This window comes from Rheinheimera mangrovi, from assembly GCF_003990335.1.
In the GTDB taxonomy this organism is placed as follows: domain Bacteria; phylum Pseudomonadota; class Gammaproteobacteria; order Enterobacterales; family Alteromonadaceae; genus Pararheinheimera; species Pararheinheimera mangrovi.
In genome coordinates this window covers 3,272,367-3,288,686 of record NZ_CP034683.1, presented here as the reverse complement: position 1 = coordinate 3,288,686, position 16,320 = coordinate 3,272,367, and the positions used below count along the sequence as shown (strand labels likewise).

General features: G+C 47.3%; 13 protein-coding genes. 2 read left to right on the top strand and 11 right to left on the bottom strand.

The annotated features are described in order from the left end of the window. Positions 1-118: 118 nt before the first annotated feature. Both EK374_RS14855 and EK374_RS14850 read right to left on the bottom strand, forming a co-directional pair. Positions 119-664 carry a DUF6436 domain-containing protein gene (locus EK374_RS14855; protein WP_127025243.1) on the bottom strand — a complete coding sequence of 182 codons (546 nt, stop codon included), beginning with the start codon at positions 662-664 and terminating at the stop codon, positions 119-121. Next, positions 661-2,109 carry a methyl-accepting chemotaxis protein gene (locus EK374_RS14850; protein WP_164731887.1) on the bottom strand — a complete coding sequence of 483 codons (1,449 nt, stop codon included), beginning with the start codon at positions 2,107-2,109 and terminating at the stop codon, positions 661-663. The genes EK374_RS14855 and EK374_RS14850 overlap by 4 nt, the downstream gene beginning before the upstream one ends. Before the next feature lie 290 nt (positions 2,110-2,399). Between EK374_RS14850 and EK374_RS14845 the strand changes: the two genes are divergently transcribed. Then, positions 2,400-4,100, top strand: coding sequence for an alkaline phosphatase D family protein (locus EK374_RS14845; protein WP_127025239.1), 1,701 nt, complete (start codon positions 2,400-2,402; stop codon positions 4,098-4,100). Between the two features lie 126 nt (positions 4,101-4,226). Here EK374_RS14845 and lnt read toward each other — a convergent pair whose 3' ends face one another. From lnt to miaB, 5 genes are all read right to left on the bottom strand, one after another. After that, positions 4,227-5,747, bottom strand: a complete 1,521-nt coding sequence (gene lnt / locus EK374_RS14840; RefSeq protein ID WP_127025237.1) for an apolipoprotein N-acyltransferase — start codon at positions 5,745-5,747, stop codon at positions 4,227-4,229. 3 nt (positions 5,748-5,750) lie between these two features. Continuing rightward, positions 5,751-6,629, bottom strand: a complete 879-nt coding sequence (locus EK374_RS14835; protein ID WP_127026567.1) for an HlyC/CorC family transporter — start codon at positions 6,627-6,629, stop codon at positions 5,751-5,753. Positions 6,630-6,746: 117 nt separating this feature from the next. Then, a complete protein-coding gene (gene ybeY / locus EK374_RS14830; protein WP_127025235.1) occupies positions 6,747-7,208 on the bottom strand; it encodes an rRNA maturation RNase YbeY in 462 nt (153 codons plus the stop codon). Between the two features lie 3 nt (positions 7,209-7,211). After that, on the bottom strand, positions 7,212-8,276 hold the full coding sequence (locus EK374_RS14825) for a PhoH family protein (protein ID WP_127025234.1): 1,065 nt from the start codon (positions 8,274-8,276) through the stop codon (positions 7,212-7,214). A gap of 194 nt (positions 8,277-8,470) precedes the next feature. Next, entirely contained in the window at positions 8,471-9,898 is a 1,428-nt protein-coding gene (miaB, locus tag EK374_RS14820) for a tRNA (N6-isopentenyl adenosine(37)-C2)-methylthiotransferase MiaB (RefSeq protein WP_127026566.1), read from the bottom strand. A 198-nt stretch (positions 9,899-10,096) separates the two neighbouring features. Here miaB and leuE point away from each other — a divergent pair, with 198 nt between their 5' ends. Further along, positions 10,097-10,741: a leucine efflux protein LeuE gene (gene leuE, locus EK374_RS14815; protein WP_127025232.1), complete on the top strand. Its 645-nt coding sequence runs from the start codon at positions 10,097-10,099 to the stop codon at positions 10,739-10,741. A 650-nt stretch (positions 10,742-11,391) separates the two neighbouring features. Here the strand turns inward: leuE and EK374_RS14805 are convergent. From EK374_RS14805 to EK374_RS14790, 4 genes are all read right to left on the bottom strand, one after another. Continuing rightward, positions 11,392-12,627 (bottom strand): ABC transporter permease, encoded by a 1,236-nt coding sequence (locus tag EK374_RS14805; protein WP_127025228.1) that lies wholly within the window; start codon positions 12,625-12,627, stop codon positions 11,392-11,394. 10 nt (positions 12,628-12,637) lie between these two features. Next, positions 12,638-13,948 (bottom strand): ABC transporter permease, encoded by a 1,311-nt coding sequence (locus EK374_RS14800; RefSeq protein ID WP_127025226.1) that lies wholly within the window; start codon positions 13,946-13,948, stop codon positions 12,638-12,640. 9 nt (positions 13,949-13,957) lie between these two features. Continuing rightward, positions 13,958-14,662 carry an ABC transporter ATP-binding protein gene (locus EK374_RS14795; RefSeq protein WP_127025224.1) on the bottom strand — a complete coding sequence of 235 codons (705 nt, stop codon included), beginning with the start codon at positions 14,660-14,662 and terminating at the stop codon, positions 13,958-13,960. Positions 14,663-14,832: 170 nt separating this feature from the next. Beyond that, positions 14,833-16,107, bottom strand: a complete 1,275-nt coding sequence (locus tag EK374_RS14790) for an efflux RND transporter periplasmic adaptor subunit (RefSeq protein ID WP_127025221.1) — start codon at positions 16,105-16,107, stop codon at positions 14,833-14,835. Positions 16,108-16,320: the final 213 nt, after the last annotated feature.

Here is a 16,320-nt window from a genome sequence, read left to right as displayed (position 1 = left end):
TTCTTTTGTTTGTTTTTTGTTGGTTTAATACCGGCATGTATTTATGTGAGGATTGTTAATAGGTGCATACGTATTGGTATAGTCTAACTGAAGTCAATTATAGAAAGCTTTGCTCAAGCTATTCTTCAATTAAACACCTGCATGCCGTACTTTCGCCATTGAGCCAAAAGCCGGGTAATTGAGTGGTGCCGCTAACAATGCCATCTAGTAGGCTGGCGTTATCGCTGCATAGCAAATCTGTAGCTAAGGGCCCGGCGTAAAGTAGCTGTTGATTTTGAAACAGCAGCAACAGCGGGGCTGCAATAATATCCAGCCCCAGTGTCAGTCCCAGCGCTTTGGCTTCATCCAGTTCCAGCTCTTTTACTATTAAATCAGGCTGACGTTGTTGGATCCTCTGCAGATGCTCTTTGGCAAAAGAGCTGCAGTTGCAGCTGGAGTCTGTGATCAGTACCGCTTGCCAACGATGGTTGGGCAGCAGTTGATGGCTTAGTTTGTGTTGTACTTGCTGTGGCAGAAGTGGTTGTTGTTGCCACAAACCTTGCTGATCGAATACGCCATAATGGCCTAAAAAAAACCAATAAAAAGCTGCAGCACTGCCTGCTATCCAAAGCATAAGCAGAGCTACAGCAGCTTTCAGCCGAAGGGGCATTCGTTGTTGTTTCAACAGCTGAATCTGTTGGCTTCAGTCGCCAGTTGGTTGGCTACCTGTTCAATTTGGGTTGTGCTTTGTTTAACTTTTTCACTAAGCTGCAGCTGAGCTGCAGCACTGTCATTCAGATATTGTGCACCTTGTGCCATCTCAGCGCTGGCATGGCGTTGTTGTTCTAAAGACCCCGCCATAATATCTGCGGAACGGGCGACAGACTGCGCTTCGCCCGTGATGATATTCAGTAACTCATCACTGCGTTTCGCCAAACTGACGGTATGGTCAACCTGACTTAAACAGTGTTGTACTGATTTCACTGAGCTTTGGCTGGCTTCAGTTAAAGTTTGGATCATGCGCTGAATTTGCTCTGTAGATTGTTGTGTGCGGCCTGCTAAAGTACGGACTTCATCCGCAACCACTGCAAAACCCCGTCCTTGTTCACCGGCCCGTGCAGCTTCAATGGCGGCATTTAATGCCAGCAGATTGGTTTGTTCTGCAATACTCTTAATGACTTCAAGTACAGTAGTGATCTCTTTGCTGGATAACGCCATGCTATCCACTTTTTGTCCTGCATCCTGCAAGGTCACCGCCAAAGTCGAGATAGCAGCTATGGTTTGATCCACAGACTCCTTACCAGATACCGAACTAAGTTCAGCCTGTTTTGCGGCACCCAATACTGCTGCTGCCAGTTCGCCTAGCGCCTGAATGCTTTGCGCCATTTCTTCAGAAGCCGCGGCTATACGTTTGACCTGTGTATTTTGCTGATGCATGCCTGACGCCAGTTGCTGGCCATCGTCAGACAAATGTGCGCTTTCGGTATGCAGCAAAGCCACAGACTGGTTAATGGTTTGAACTGTGTGCTGAATGCCGTCCAGCGCCTGATTAAACTGCTGCACCAGGCGGGAGCGGATATCAGGGCAACGTACTGTTAAATTAATATGGGCAGGGTCTGCAACCAGCTCTTTGGTGGTCTCTGAAAACGCCAAACCCACCATAGCTTCTTTGTAAGAATTTAGTGTGATAACAATAAGTACAGCAGACTCTACCACCACATAAGCTGCATGTACCATAACGTTGCTAAAGGTTGCGTCCTGAGCCGGTACTAAAAATACAGCGCTGTGCTGGGTTTGCAGATAGGCAAATAACAAATGGTGCACCGCGATAGTGCCCGCTGCTACAGCAATCACCATCCAGTCACGAAAAGCGCTTAGCACGGCAAGCAATACAAAAATACCAAAATGCAGCTCTGTCACACCATTAGACTGATGAATATGCAAAGCACAAAACAGCATAAAAGACACACCAAAAGCAATACGTGACAGACGGTGGTCTCTTAAAGTTTTGTATAGCACAAAAGGCACAATCAAAGCGGGCAGGCCAATCAATAACGCCGCTCCCCAGCTTTGATGCCAGCTGGCCAAAGCCAAGGCCAGCACCATCAGCACCAGATTGATACTATTCATAATTCGAAAAGCTTGTTGGCGGAATGGATAAATGTGCATAAAGACCTCGTTTCAACCGCAAGCCTGGCTTGCCGTTACTGTGACTACAATTGCGTCCTGCACTTGGAAGAATACTTAGTGTTTAACAACAATAATTTTTTAACTAAGGCGCAATTTTACGTTGTTGCACTGCTTTGGATCACAAGCTGAGTTGAATAGCGTTTTTGGATAGACAAAGTGTAGCCCAGCCTTGTTTTTCGTCATTAAAAAATCATCAAGGCCAGACAGAATAGTTTCTTTTTGGAGGAACTATGGCCAACTTTAGCAGACGGAATTTTCTTAAAAACAGTGCTTTTTTAACCGGGGCAGCCTGGTTAAGCAGCAGTGTATTTGGTTGCAGCAGCAAAGCTACAACAGCGCACAATAGCAGCAAGATCCAGTTTTTACATGGTGTCGCCAGTGGTGACCCTTTAACGGACAGCCTGATTTTATGGACTAAAGTCACTCCGTCACAACAGCCAGATGCAGTGCAATTGTTACTTGAAGTGAGCGAAACCGCCGATTTTTCTGCGGTAAAACATCAGCAGCTTTGTCTGGCGCGTAAAGACGCTAATTATTGCTGTAAGGTTGATTTAAGCGGTTTGTTGCCCGGCCGTAGTTATTATTATCGTTTTAGCGACAGCAATACGGTATCCGCAGTTGGGCATGGTAAAACTTTGCCAGCAGGTTCGGTGTCACAAGTACGTTTTGCTGTGCTGTCTTGCTCCAATTATCCTGCCGGTTATTTCCATGTGTATCAACAAGTTGCTCAGCAACAGCTCGATGCAGTGCTGCATTTAGGTGATTACATTTACGAATACGAGCAAGGTGGTTATGCCACAGAACGCTCTGTTGAATTAGGCCGGGCATTAGCAGCAGACAATCAGGCTGAAATGGTGAGCTTACAGGATTACCGCAAACGTTATGCTTTGTATCGTAGCGATAAAGATTTACAGCAGGCTCATGCCAGTCATAGTTTTATATGCGTCTGGGACGACCATGAAATAACTAATGACGCCTGGACAGATGGTGCCGAAAACCATCAACCCAATGAAGGCGATTATCAGGTCCGTAAACTAAACGCGCTGCAGGCTTATTACGAGTGGATGCCGATACGGCCTCTGGTATTGGGGCAGCAACAAAGTTTATGTCGTAGTTTTGCCTTTGGTGATTTAGTTGATTTGCATATGCTCGACACCCGTATTGAAGGTCGTAACCAGCAGTTGGACTACAAGCATTACACAGATGAAAAAACCGGAGCCTTTGACACTCAGCGTTTTGTCGGCGATTTAACTAATCCAAACCGTACTTTGCTTGGACAAAAGCAGCAGCAATGGTTGCAAACTCAGTTGATGCGATCTAAAGCTCAATATCAGGTGCTGGGGCAGCAGGTGTTGATGACGAAGATGATGTTTCCATCTGAGCTGTTGTCAGCTTTTTCTAAACCTGGTCCTGAACTGGTGGCGCAAATTGCTGAATTATCAGCATTAAAGCAGCGTGTTGACAGAGGTGATTCCAGCCTGAGTGCAGAGGACAAAAAACGTATTGAGTCTGTTGTCGCTTATAATCTTGACGCCTGGGATGGTTATCCCTATGAGCGCGAGCTGGTTTATAAAACAGCTCAGCAGCAGAACAAACAACTGGTGGTGCTGGCGGGCGATACTCATAATGCCTGGGCTTCGACTTTACATGATCAACAAGGTAATAAAGTGGGCATAGAGTTCTCCACACCTTCGGTCAGTTCTCCAGGTATTGAAACATATCTGAAGTTGGATACAGCTCAGGTAGAGCATTTAGCTGATGTATTACCTCAACTTATTAAAGAGCTGGAGTACTGTAATTTGCATCAGCGGGGTTATTTGTTGGTGGCTTTTAGCAAAGAGCAAATAGATGCGCAGTGGTTTTTTGTTAATGACATCACCAAAGCGCAATATCAGACCAGGTTAGGGTACCAGCAGAGCTACAAACTCTAGCGGTCAAAACTAAAAATGATAGCTAAAGTAATTGGAGTTGCAGGGAGGCGACAAGCCAGCTAGACCCCAGGAGCATAGTTACCTATGTGACTGGGGCTAGATGGTGCAGTCAACGAAGCGGCAGCTTCAAGTACGAAGGCTATAACGTCTGAAACTTAACAGTCCAACACACAATAAGCTGATGGCAAGCAAAGGCCAGTCGCTCCACAGGCTGTATAAAGTGCGGCCTTGCACTTGCGGTACTTCGGCTGTTAATACGCCTTCTTCAAACTGTGGCAAACGCGCCTGTTCTTTACCATCAGCTGTGACTGTGGCGGTTATGCCGTTATTGGTTGCACGGAGCAAGGGGCGGCCTAACTCCATCGCTCGCATCCGGGCTATTTCTAAATGTTGATGTGGGCCAATAGAATCACCAAACCAGGCGTCGTTGCTGACCGTCAGCAGAAAGTCAGTGTTGTCGTTGATATTGGCAATCATCTGACGAGGAAAGGCAATTTCAAAACACAAAGCGGCCAGCAGCGAATAGCCATTGGCTTGCAAATTCGGCTGCAGCCAGTCACCGCGGCTGAAGGAACTCATAGGCAAATTGAAGAAGGGCGCGACGTGTTTCAGCACGTCCTGAAAAGGCACAAATTCGCCAACAGGTAATAAATGATGTTTCTGGTACCTGTTGCTGGTGCTGTATCTGTAATCGCCGCCCGTGGCTTCTTTGCCTGATTTACCTAAAACAATCATGCCGTTATAGGCATCACCGTTTTCTTTGTAATCCAGAATACCTGTTACTACAGCTGTGTTGTTTTCTGCGGCCAGCATATCCAGATTAAACAAATAAGCCAAAGCTAAAGGCTCGAGTTGTGGAATAGCAGCTTCAGGCCAAATCATAATGTCAGCATTCAAGTGTGGACGGCTCAGCTCCATATACTTGCGCATCGTGATAGCTTCTTGCTCCGGATCCCAGCGTAAATCCTGCGCTATATTGCCTTGAACTAAGGCAACCTTGACCTGCTCGCCGGTCTCTTGCCAGCCTTTGATTGTGCTCAGCGCTGGGCTGACGATCAGGACTATGGCGGCTATAGCAGGCCAGACCCATAACTTACGTTGCACAGCAACAGCAACAGAGCCTGCTATTAAGAGCATTAAAAAGCTGATACCGGTTTCGCCTATAACAGGTGCCCAGGGCGCCATCCAGCCATCGGTCTGGCTATAACCTACAGACAACCAGGGGAACCCCGTTAAGAACCAGGAGCGGATATTTTCAACGATAAACCAGCTGGACGCCAACAGCAGCGGATACCAAAAATTGCCACGAAAACGCCAGCTAAACCAGATGGCAAGGGCAGGAAATAGCGCCAGATAACCTATCAGCAGCGCCATAATGGCCAGGCTGGCAATCAGTGGCATACCACCAAAAGTGGCGATACTGACATGCACCCAGCTAATGCCTACACCAAACCAGCCTAAGCCATAGGCATAACCAAAGATGGCCGCCTGTTTTGGGTTTTGTGCCTGCAGCAGGCAAAACGCCAGCACTGACAAAGTCAGCAGCGGCAACATATGGTAGGTAAATGGGGCAAAAGCTAAGGTATTTAATGCACCCAGCCCTGCTAAAAGCAGGGCTGGAAACCAGGTGGTTCTCGACAACAGCAAAAGTTAGTCCTTCTGTAGCGCTGAAGTTTCTGCGGCAGTTTTAGCGCGGATCACCTGCAACTGCACCAGCCTTCTGTTATTGGCTTTGCTGACTTTAAAGGTCAGATTTTGCAGTTCAATGGTTTCGCCTTTTTCCGGCATATGACCAAAAGCATGCAGCACAATACCGCCTATAGTGCCGGCTTCTTCTTCATCGAAGGTTGTGCCGAAACTTTCGTTAAACTCATCCACAGGGGTTAAAGCACTGACCTGATAAACATGGCTGGCCATTTTTTTGATATCGACATCTTCTTCATCGTCGTGTTCGTCTTCGATTTCGCCGACAATTTGTTCCAGGATATCTTCAATGGTAATAAGACCTGACACGCCACCGTATTCATCGACCACTATGGCCATATGGTAACGTTTCTGACGGAATTCTTTCAGTAAGGCATCCACTCTTTTACTTTCAGGGATAATGACAGCAGGGCGTAATAAATCGCGCAAGCTCCATTCGGTGTTGCCTTGTAGGGTGTGCTGCAGTAAATCTTTGACCAGCAGTATGCCTTCGATATGGTCTTTGTCTTCATTGACCACAGGATAACGGCTGTGGTTATTCTCCAGTAGCAGCGGCATCATTTGTTCAAGCGACTGATCAATGTTGATGGTGGCCATTTGAGAGCGGGGCACCATAATGTCGCGGGCGCGCATTTTGGATACATCCAAAACACCTTGCAACATACTTTGAGTGTCGTTATCAATCAGCTTGCGCATGGCCGCTTCATTGATTACTTCAACCAGATCAGATAAATCTTGTGGTTCTGCAGTAAAAATCGCTGCTATTTTATCCAGCCACGATTTTGCGGCAGAACCCCGACTAGAGTGGGAATGGTCGTCACCCATGAGTGAACTTAAGCTCCAAATAAAACAAAAGAAAATACCCAAAGTCATATGAGTTGCAGCCAGACATCAGTGTCAGTACAGCTGCAGCTTCAGGTACGCAAAGAATTAAAATACCAGTTAATCTTCTAAAATATAAGGGTTCTTTATACCCAGCTGCTGCAAAATCAGAATTTCTTCTGCTTCCATTTCTTCTGCATCTGCGTCATTTATATGGTCAAAGCCCAATAAATGCAAGCAACCGTGCACCACCATATGAGCCCAATGATGAGCCAGTTCCTTGCCTTGTTCTTTCGCTTCGGCTGCAACCACCTGAGCACAAATGACTAAATCACCTAATAATGGCAATTCTTCCACACCTGGTGGCAGCTCAAAAGGAAAGCTCAGTACGTTGGTTGGTTTATCTTTTTCACGATAATCAAAGTTTAATTGCTGACTTTCTTCTTCGTCCACAATGCGCACTGTGACTTCTGCTATCTCCTGAAACGGCAGAATAGCCGCTTCCAGCCATTGCTGAAATTGGGCTTCTGTAGGCAGGTTTTGCGCTTCGCTTGCCAGCTGTAAATCCAGGGTAATGCTCATGTTTTATTCTTTACTCGTGTTGGATGCAGCTTGGGCGGCTTCTTTTGCGGCTAGTTTTGCAGCTTGTTTTTCAGCCTCAAGCGCTTGTTGCTTTTTCTCTTCAAAAGCTTCGTACGCCATAACAATTTTTTGCACCACAGGATGACGCACCACATCTTTGGCTTTAAAGAAGTTAAAACTCAGATCCGGCACTTCGGATAATACGTCCATCGCGTGTTTTAACCCAGAGTACTGGCCTCGTGGCAAATCGACCTGGGTGATATCGCCAGTGATCACGGCCTTGGCATTAAAGCCAATACGGGTCAGGAACATCTTCATTTGTTCTACTGTGGTGTTCTGGCTTTCGTCCAGAATAACAAAAGCATCGCTTAAAGTACGGCCACGCATATAAGCCAAAGGCGCAATTTCAATCACACCACGTTCTAAGTACTTTTCTACTTTTTCAAAACCTAACATTTCAAATAAAGCGTCGTACAAAGGCCGCAAATAAGGGTCGACTTTCTGCGCTAAATCACCAGGTAAAAAGCCCAACTTTTCACCAGCTTCTACCGCTGGGCGGGTTAATACGATACGACGCACTTCGCCTTTTTCCAGCGAGTCGACAGCACAAGCCACAGCTAAATAAGTTTTGCCTGTACCTGCAGGGCCAATACCAAAAGTCACGTCGTGGCGCTGAATATTGCGCACATAAGCACTTTGATTGGCGTTGCGGCCTTTAACTGCACCTTTTTTGGTTTTAATGCTGACCTGTTCTTCGTCAAACTGCTGCTCTGTGGGTTCCTGCTGCTGTTGCTGGATCACCATATGCACCTGCTCAGGGCTTAAAGGCACAGCTTTGCCCTGGGCATTGGCGGTTTCGCCATACAGAGTTTCAATAATGTGTTTTACCGGTTCAAGCTGGTCAGTTAAGCCGACTAAACGCAACTGATTGTCGCGGTAGGACACTTGCACACGGTAACGGCGTTCAATCTGACGTAAGTTGTCGTCAAAGGGGCCCCATAAAAAAGCCAGACGCTGAGGTTCAAAAGGGGAGAGAGAAAATTCTAAACTGGTTATTGGATTATCCAAAAGTCCTATCTCTTATCTATTTACCCTTCATACTTGACGCCGCAGCTTTGTTGACTGCGCTACTCGCCCCAGTCACATAGTGAAGTGAACTATGCTCCTGGGTTCTCGCTCGCTTGTCGCCTCACTGCAACATCAATTATTTGGGGTAACGCATAGAAGCCAGTTTTTCGCTGACCTCCATCTGCTGTTCTAAATTAAGGAGTAAAAGTTGCCACTCCCAATTCGTCTGTTTTTGCCGCTTTCGCCGCCATAATTTGTTGTGGCGATACTTCGCGGCGTAAATCCATATCTTTTTCAGTGCGGATCACTTTACCTTTTAACGAGTTGGTAAAGACATCCGTCACTAACACATCAACAAACTGACCAATCATATCCGGTGAACCTTCAAAGTTCACTACACGGTTGTTTTCCGTGCGTCCGGTCAGCTCCATAATGTCTTTTTTCGACGGGCCTTCCACCAGAATACGTTGTTCAGTGCCGAGCATAGCACGGGCAATTTGTAATGACTGCTGGTTAATACGGTCCTGCAGTATATAAAGACGTTGTTTTTTCTCTTCTTCTGACACGTCATCCGGTAAATCAGCAGCAGGCGTACCAGGACGGGCGCTGTAGACAAAGCTGAAGCTCATATCAAAGTTAATGGCTTTGATTAAGTCCATAGTGGCTTCAAAGTCTTCTGCGGTTTCACCGGGGAAGCCGATGATAAAATCAGATGACATGCATAAATTAGGGCGTACTTTTTTCAGCGCACGAATTTTTGACTTATATTCGATGGCGGTGTGGTTCCGTTTCATCAGCGCCAGAATACGGTCAGAGCCAGATTGCACAGGTAAATGCAGATGATCCACCAGCTCAGGCACATCACGGTAGACTTCGATAATATCGTCTGTAAATTCAACAGGGTGCGATGTGGTGTAACGAATACGGTCAATGCCGTCTATGGCCGCCACTAAACGCAGTAATTCAGAGAAATGGCAAATGCCACCGTCGAAGGTTTCACCACGGTAGGCGTTAACGTTCTGACCTAACAGGTTGACTTCACGCACACCTTGCTCGGCCAGCTGAGCAATTTCCAACAGGACATCATCCAGCGGACGACTGACTTCCTCTCCACGGGTGTAAGGCACCACGCAGAAGGTACAGTATTTAGAGCAGCCTTCCATAATAGACACGAAAGCTGTTGGACCATCGGCTTTAGGTTCTGGCAGACGGTCGAATTTTTCGATTTCAGGGAAAGATACATCCACCACTGGCGACTTATCGCCACGCACTGCGTTAATCATCTCAGGTAAACGGTGCAGAGTTTGTGGCCCGAACACGATATCAACATAAGGAGCTCGGTCGCGGATGGCCTTGCCTTCTTGCGAAGCTACACAACCACCAACGGCAATAATCAGATCCGGGTTTTTCTTTTTCAGCGGACGCCAGCGACCTAACTGGTGGAATACCTTCTCCTGAGCTTTTTCACGAATAGAACAAGTGTTCAGCAGGATCACGTCTGCTTCTTCTGCTTCTTCAGTCAGTGTGTAGCCATGAGTTGCATCCAAAAGGTCCGCCATTTTGGATGAATCGTATTCGTTCATCTGGCAGCCCCAGGTCTTAATGTGCAGCTTTTTGCCCATTTGTGTTGTAGCCCGTAAAAAGTTAACGCCAAGAAAAAGGACGCGCATTTTATCCTAGTGGGGCCTGAAGTGCCAGCAGTGGATACAGACGAACAAAATCTGATCACGGGAAGTGACTTTTATCCATCTCTGGCCTGATAATAGCTGACGCTGAATAAACAGCGCAAAGCCACATGAACTAAGGCGCAGAGGATAATAATGGAAAGCTTGGGTGTAATTCAGTTCTGGACCTTTTTGGCCGGTGTGGTAGTGATTATATTGATGCCGGGGCCAAATAGTCTGTTTGTGCTGAAAACCAGCATGGTGCAGGGACCCAAGCATGCCTGGTGTGCACTTGCAGCTGTGCTGTTGGGTGATGCAACTTTGATTTTGTTGTCTTACCTTGGCCTTGCCTCTGTTTTGCTGGCTTCACCCGAGTTGTTCCGCTGGATACGTTACTTAGGTGCTGCCTATTTACTGTTTATCGGCGTACAAATTTTATTAAGTTTGCGCCAATCTAAAGCAAGTGAAGGTGCACAAGTACCAGTGGTAGTCGCCGCAGCCAGCTGCGCTTCAGTGTTTCGTAAGTCTTTGTTATTAAGCCTGACCAACCCAAAAGCCATTTTGTTTTTCCTGTCGTTTTTTATCCAGTTTATCGACTCCAGCTTCAATCCCAACTGGGTGCCTTATTTAGTACTGGCGGTGGTGCTGGAAATAATCAGCCTGCTGTACCTGACGACTTTAGTCTACGCAGGCGCCGCCATAGCTAGTTTCTTTAAAGGCCAACCTAAAGCAGGGCAGGCAGGGAATTTAATGTTAGGGCTGTTATTTACCGGCTTCGCGGTGAGATTGGCTTTGGCTTAAGGTTTACTGCTTATCCCTGTTGGGTATACGCATTGGGTATGGTTACACTGATTTTAATCCTTATCTAAAGCGTGTGATTTTCATTTTGGCTAACGGTTTCGCCGTTGGCGAGATACTTTCTTTTGCGTCGCCAAAAGAAAGTATCCAAAGAAAAGGCGACCCCAGGTCGCTGCGAAAGCCCGGCTCAAAATCGTGCGCCCAAGGCGATTGTGCAACTCGTTCGTCGCTACCGCTCCTCGCTCAAACACTCCTCGTATTAAAACCTTGGTCACCCAATTTTGCCCGGCTTGCGTCCTAATGGGGCCCATTCAGATTCATGTTTCTATTGCTGTGGATACTTGGATTTTTCGGAGATAAAAATAAAACCCTTTCAGCCGAAGAACACAGAGCTGAGGGACATGTTGTTCATTTTTTACTTGCCGTAGATTCTTTCGGAGCTAAAAACAAAAATCCCTCAGCCGAAGGACAAAAAAGCTGAGGGAAAGGTTGGTCACTTTTGACTTACCAGGGATCTAACGCATCCCCAAAGTAATTGGAGTTGCAGTGAGGCGACAAGTATTTGAGACCCCAGGAGCATAGTTAACCTATGTGACTGGGGCGAAAATACGAAGTCAACAAAGCTGCGGCTTCAAGTACGAAGGGGAAAGCTTTTAAGCCCGTCCTCTTGTTGCAGTCGCAGGCGAAATTTTCGATGCCACTAAGGCCGGGTAACTGACAGCTAACTGACCTACTATCAGCAAGGCCACTACACCTATCACCAGCAAGACAGGGCTTAATGGGCTCATGCTAAAAGTCGCTACCAACCAGATATTTAAACCCACTGCTCCTGCTGCGCCTAATATCACACCAGCGAAGCTTATCAGCAGGTTTTCCAGCATAAAGTAGCGCATCACTTGCCACTGGCTGGCACCTAAAGCGCGGCGGGTGCCGATTTGACGGGTGCGTCTGTTAATGCTGAACATTGCCAGACCCACAATGCCAAAGCCTGTGATCAGCGTTAGCACGATAATGACAGTCAACAGAATAGTGTTGGTGGCCTGATGCTCCTGATAACTTTTGTCACGGGTTTGTTCCATGCTGGTGACATTGCGGATAATGCGGCCCCTGTCACTTTCAGCCAGCATTTTTTCAATTAGTGGCATTAACTCGTCGCGGCGGCCTGGTTCGGTGCGGATAAAAAAGCGGCTGCCTTTATTGTCCAGTTGTTGCGGTACCAGCATGCTGCGCTCAACGCCATTCCAGCCGTTCCATGGTGCTTGCAGGGTTTTCATTATGCCTATAATTTGTACTGGCTGATGGTTTTCAATATAGACAGTTTTGCCTAAGGCATTTTTCCAGTCGCCTTCAAACAATGCTTCTGCCAAAGCTTGGCTGATAATTGTTTTAGGTGGCCACTTGGTGCTGCCTTCTTCACGCCAGCCGATATCCGAATTCTGGAAATTCTCGCCAGCAATCAGTTCGACGCCCAGCGCATTGATACCGTGCTCGTCCACCATATAAACAGCAGTACCTGTGCCTTCAATATCATCGCCCGGTTTGGTTTGCAGACCCATAGACCAGCCGCCGCCACTTAAGGGGATGGCATTGATTTGAGTGGCATCCACCACACCTGGTGTTTGGCGAATGCGCTGTAAATCCTGTTGCAGCGCGGTTTTCAGGTTGTAATTCTGTGCAAAGACAGTGTTGCTCAAATAAAAAGTATTGGTTTCATCTAAACCGCTGGCTCTGGCCATTTGTTGACTACGTTCCTGCATCATAAAAATGGCGTTCACCATAATGGTCAGGGTCAGGGCGATTTGCAGGGCTATCAGCAAAGCTCCAATTTTATTGCGCATTAAAGCGCGGAACATCGGGCCCAGTTCCAAGCGAGCTACTAGTTCTAACATGGCAAACTCCTTATTGGCTTTTCAGCTGAACGGACGGCTGAACCTGGCAGGCACGCCATGTGGGATACAAACCTGCTAATAAAGCACTGACAATAGCCAGCCCTATCGCCATGGCCACTAAGGTGAAGTCCAGCTGGGCTAAATCGCGGATCCAGTCGCCGTACATCACTTTGATCGCTTCAAGTCCAAGTAAGGCGAGGATCAGGCCCAATAAGCCACCAGCCAATCCTATGCAGCCTGACTCAATTAAATGCTGAATAAACAAGTCGTTACGGCTGGCGCCTAAGGCCTGGCGTACGCCAATTTCTGAAGCCTTCCCTAAGAATTTCGCCAGCAATAAACCTACGGTATTGAGTAAACACACCAGCAGGAACATCAGTGACATCGCCATCATCATGCTGGCGTCGTCTGACACCACTTCGGCATATTCCAGCCACTGCATCACGTCGCGTAATTTGTTGTTGTCAGTGCGGGCAAAACGGCCATATTGGTGCTGCTCTTTAGCGTAGGCGTTCATAAAGCTGAAATAGGCGTCTTTGTCCTGAGCTGTTGGTAATTCCACCCAGAGTTGCACCCAGATACACTCAGAGTCTAAAAAGGCCTGAAAGCCTGATTCTGTCGGTTTCCAGCAGTTGGTATTGCCTGAACGGCCAAATTTTTGCTCAGTGATTAAACTAAAGGGCACAAAAACGTCTTCAACGTCGTTAAAAGAGCCTGTGCTGGTATCGTAAAACCGTGGTTTTGGATTCCATCTGTCTATCACGCCGGTAACTTTGTAATCTTCGCCTGCCATACGTACTGTCTGACCTGTGGAGTCTTTGCCACCAAATAAGCGTTCATTCAGTTCGGCATTAATGACAATCACCCGTTCTTTTTTCAGATCAGCCTGATGATCCCAGCCGCTGCCGTATAAAAAAGGCACATCAAACATAGGGAAGAAGTCGGCACTGTTGGCGCGGCCCTGCACCATAAAAGGTAAGACTTCTTTGTCTGCAGGCTCAATCACCGCCGCCATACCGCTTTGAATACTCTGGCGTTTAGCTTTTTGTGCCTGCCATAAGTAGGTGGCGTCGCGGTAGGTTAACTGAGTTGGCGCATCGCCATTGTCGTCATAGGTATTGTTTGGCTCCCAGCTGTCCATTTGCACATAAAATAACTGCTCACTTTTATGCGGAATAGGGTTGGCTGACATCAGGTAGTTGACGGTAATAGTGGTCATGGACGCACCAATACCTAAACCTATAGCGCAGACCATCAACAGCGTCATGCCCCAGGTGCGTTTGCAGCTTAAGTAAGCCAGCTTTACATAGTAGGAAAACATAGCCGCTCCTTAAGCCTCGCCAACCACATGCAGGTTTGAGTTTTTGTTAGTCAGTTCGCTGACATGGCCATCTTTGATATAGATCTGACGTTTAGCACGGGCGGCCAGACTTGGGTCGTGCGTAACCATCAAAATGGTGGTGCCAGCTTTATTGATATCTTCCAGCAGGCTCATCACACTTTGTGCCATCTGGCTATCAAGGTTACCTGTGGGCTCATCCGCCAGTAAAAAGCGTGGTGAGGTTGCCAAAGCTCGGGCTATAGCCACACGTTGCTGCTGTCCACCTGACAGTTGGCTTGGCAGGTGTTTCATGCGGGAGGCTAAACCCACCTGATCCAGATGGTATTCAATGCGTTTTCTGCGTTCAGCTGTGTTCAGGCCACGGTAACGCAAAGGTACATCGACGTTGTCGAACAGGTTTAAATCCGGAATAAGGTTAAAGCTCTGGAAAATAAAGCCTATTTTCTGATTACGCATACGGGAGCGGCCGCTGTCGTTGAGTTTGGCTATGTCTTCACCATCCAGCAGGTATTCGCCGCTGGTGCTGGTTTCCAGCAAACCTGCAATATTTAAAAAGGTGGTTTTGCCTGAGCCTGAAGGGCCAGTCACACTGACAAAGTCGCCTTCGTTGACATGCAGCTGAATATCACGCAGTGCATGAGTGGCCACATCGTCCGTGATAAAAGATTTACTAATTTTATTCATGGTTAACATAACAAGTCCCTCGGCTTTATACCCTTCGTACTTGACGCTGCAGCTTTGTTGACTGCGTGCTCTCGCCCCAGTCACATAGGACTACTATGCTCCTGGGGTCTCACTCACTGGTCGTCGCGCTGCAACTCCAATTACTTTGGGTATATTTAGTTAATGGTTCAGTGGTTTATTTATTGATTAAGCTGTACTGTGCTGGCGCCGTTAAAAATATCGGTGCCGGAGGTAATGATTTGATCGCCTGGTTGTAAACCCGCCAGAATTTCGACTGAGTTCAGGCTGCGGGCTCCCAGTTCAATCGGGGTTTTGATGGCCATGCCGTTGCTGACTTTGTAGGCAAATTTGCCATTACTGCTGTCAAGGAACTGACCACGGGCCACCTGCATCACGCCTTCGCGGTGTTCCAGCAAAATACGGCTGCTTAAGCGTTGGTTTTGACGCAGGGCAGGCGGGGCTTCTTTAGTAAAACGTACCCGGCCTTTGACCTGGTTTTCGAACACTTCAGGAGAAATAGTCACCAGTTTGCCCATATACAGCTTTTGCTCAGCTGTCACTTCTACCGGCAAACCTATGACTAAATCGTTGGCATAACTTTCTGGTACGGCAATTTCTACTTCAAATTGGCTTAAATCCACCACAGATAAAATCAGTTGGTTTTTGGTGATGTAGGTTTTGTTTTCTACCGCCAGATTACCCAATAAGCCATTGACCGGAGAGCGAACCTGCAGGCCATTGACCTGACGCTGGAAATCTTCCACCAGCAAACGCTGACGGTCTAACTGTTGTGCCAGGCTTTGCACTTCAAAATCGAGGTTTTCTTTATTCAGGCGGGCATCTTCAACGGCATGCTGATGCTGCAGTTTGGCGGTTTCTAAGTCATCCTGAGCTTTTTCATGTTCAATTTTGCTGATCACACCTTTTTCAAAACCCTGATCAGCACGGCGTTTTTCCCGCTCTGCTGTGGTTAAGGTGACTTGAGCAATATCCACAGCCTTTTTGTCAGTCAGTTGCTGTTTTTTCGCTAAGATTTTTTGCCGATCATGGCTGGTTTGTAAGCTGTAAAAGGTGGCTTGCTCTTGCTGTAATCTGTTGTTTAACTCAGGGCTGTCGATAATAGCCAGCACATCCCCTTGTTTCACTTCAGTACCGGCATCCAGCAGCAAGCTGATGGTGCCTTCAGCTGTGGCATACAGCTTAGGACTGACTGCAGCAACCACCTGGCCCTGAGCTGAAATATCGCGGGTAAAATTTGCAGTTTTGACTGTATCCAGCCGAACACGCGATAAAGACACCGACATATCCGATTGTGACCAGCTGCGCGCTGCCGGAACAATCTGCCATAGCAGCAACACCAGAAGCAGGCTGGTTGAGCCTGCTATCCAGATTTTTTTAGTGGTTTTTTTTGGTGCTAGTCGCTCGTCCTGGCTGCTGGTATCCGCTATTTTCATTGTTTTTCCTGCACTTTAGTTCTTTGGTTAGGCACGTATAGCCAAAGTAAATGAAGTTGCCGGGAGGCGACCATTGTTCGAGACCCCAGGAGCATAGTTGTCCTATGAGACTGGGGCGAGAACAAGCAGTCAACAATGCTGCAGCTTCAAGTAAGAAGGCTATAAAAAATGCCGCTATTACCAATGAGTCGTAAGAGATAGAAAAAAGGTTTG

Excerpts from the sequence above, each read along its gene's own strand:
- ybeY (WP_127025235.1), bottom strand. The coding sequence starts at position 7,208 with ATGAGCATTACCCTGGATTTACAGCTGGCAAGCGAAGCGCAAAACCTG.
- EK374_RS14795 (WP_127025224.1), bottom strand. The coding sequence starts at position 14,662 with ATGTTAACCATGAATAAAATTAGTAAATCTTTTATCACGGACGATGTG.
- EK374_RS14850 (WP_164731887.1), bottom strand. The coding sequence starts at position 2,109 with ATGAATAGTATCAATCTGGTGCTGATGGTGCTGGCCTTGGCTTTGGCC.
- EK374_RS14845 (WP_127025239.1), top strand. The coding sequence starts at position 2,400 with ATGGCCAACTTTAGCAGACGGAATTTTCTTAAAAACAGTGCTTTTTTA.
- EK374_RS14790 (WP_127025221.1), bottom strand. The coding sequence starts at position 16,107 with ATGAAAATAGCGGATACCAGCAGCCAGGACGAGCGACTAGCACCAAAA.
- EK374_RS14805 (WP_127025228.1), bottom strand. The coding sequence starts at position 12,627 with ATGTTAGAACTAGTAGCTCGCTTGGAACTGGGCCCGATGTTCCGCGCT.
- EK374_RS14835 (WP_127026567.1), bottom strand. The coding sequence starts at position 6,629 with ATGGGTGACGACCATTCCCACTCTAGTCGGGGTTCTGCCGCAAAATCG.
- miaB (WP_127026566.1), bottom strand. The coding sequence starts at position 9,898 with ATGGGCAAAAAGCTGCACATTAAGACCTGGGGCTGCCAGATGAACGAA.
- leuE (WP_127025232.1), top strand. The coding sequence starts at position 10,097 with ATGGAAAGCTTGGGTGTAATTCAGTTCTGGACCTTTTTGGCCGGTGTG.
- EK374_RS14800 (WP_127025226.1), bottom strand. The coding sequence starts at position 13,948 with ATGTTTTCCTACTATGTAAAGCTGGCTTACTTAAGCTGCAAACGCACC.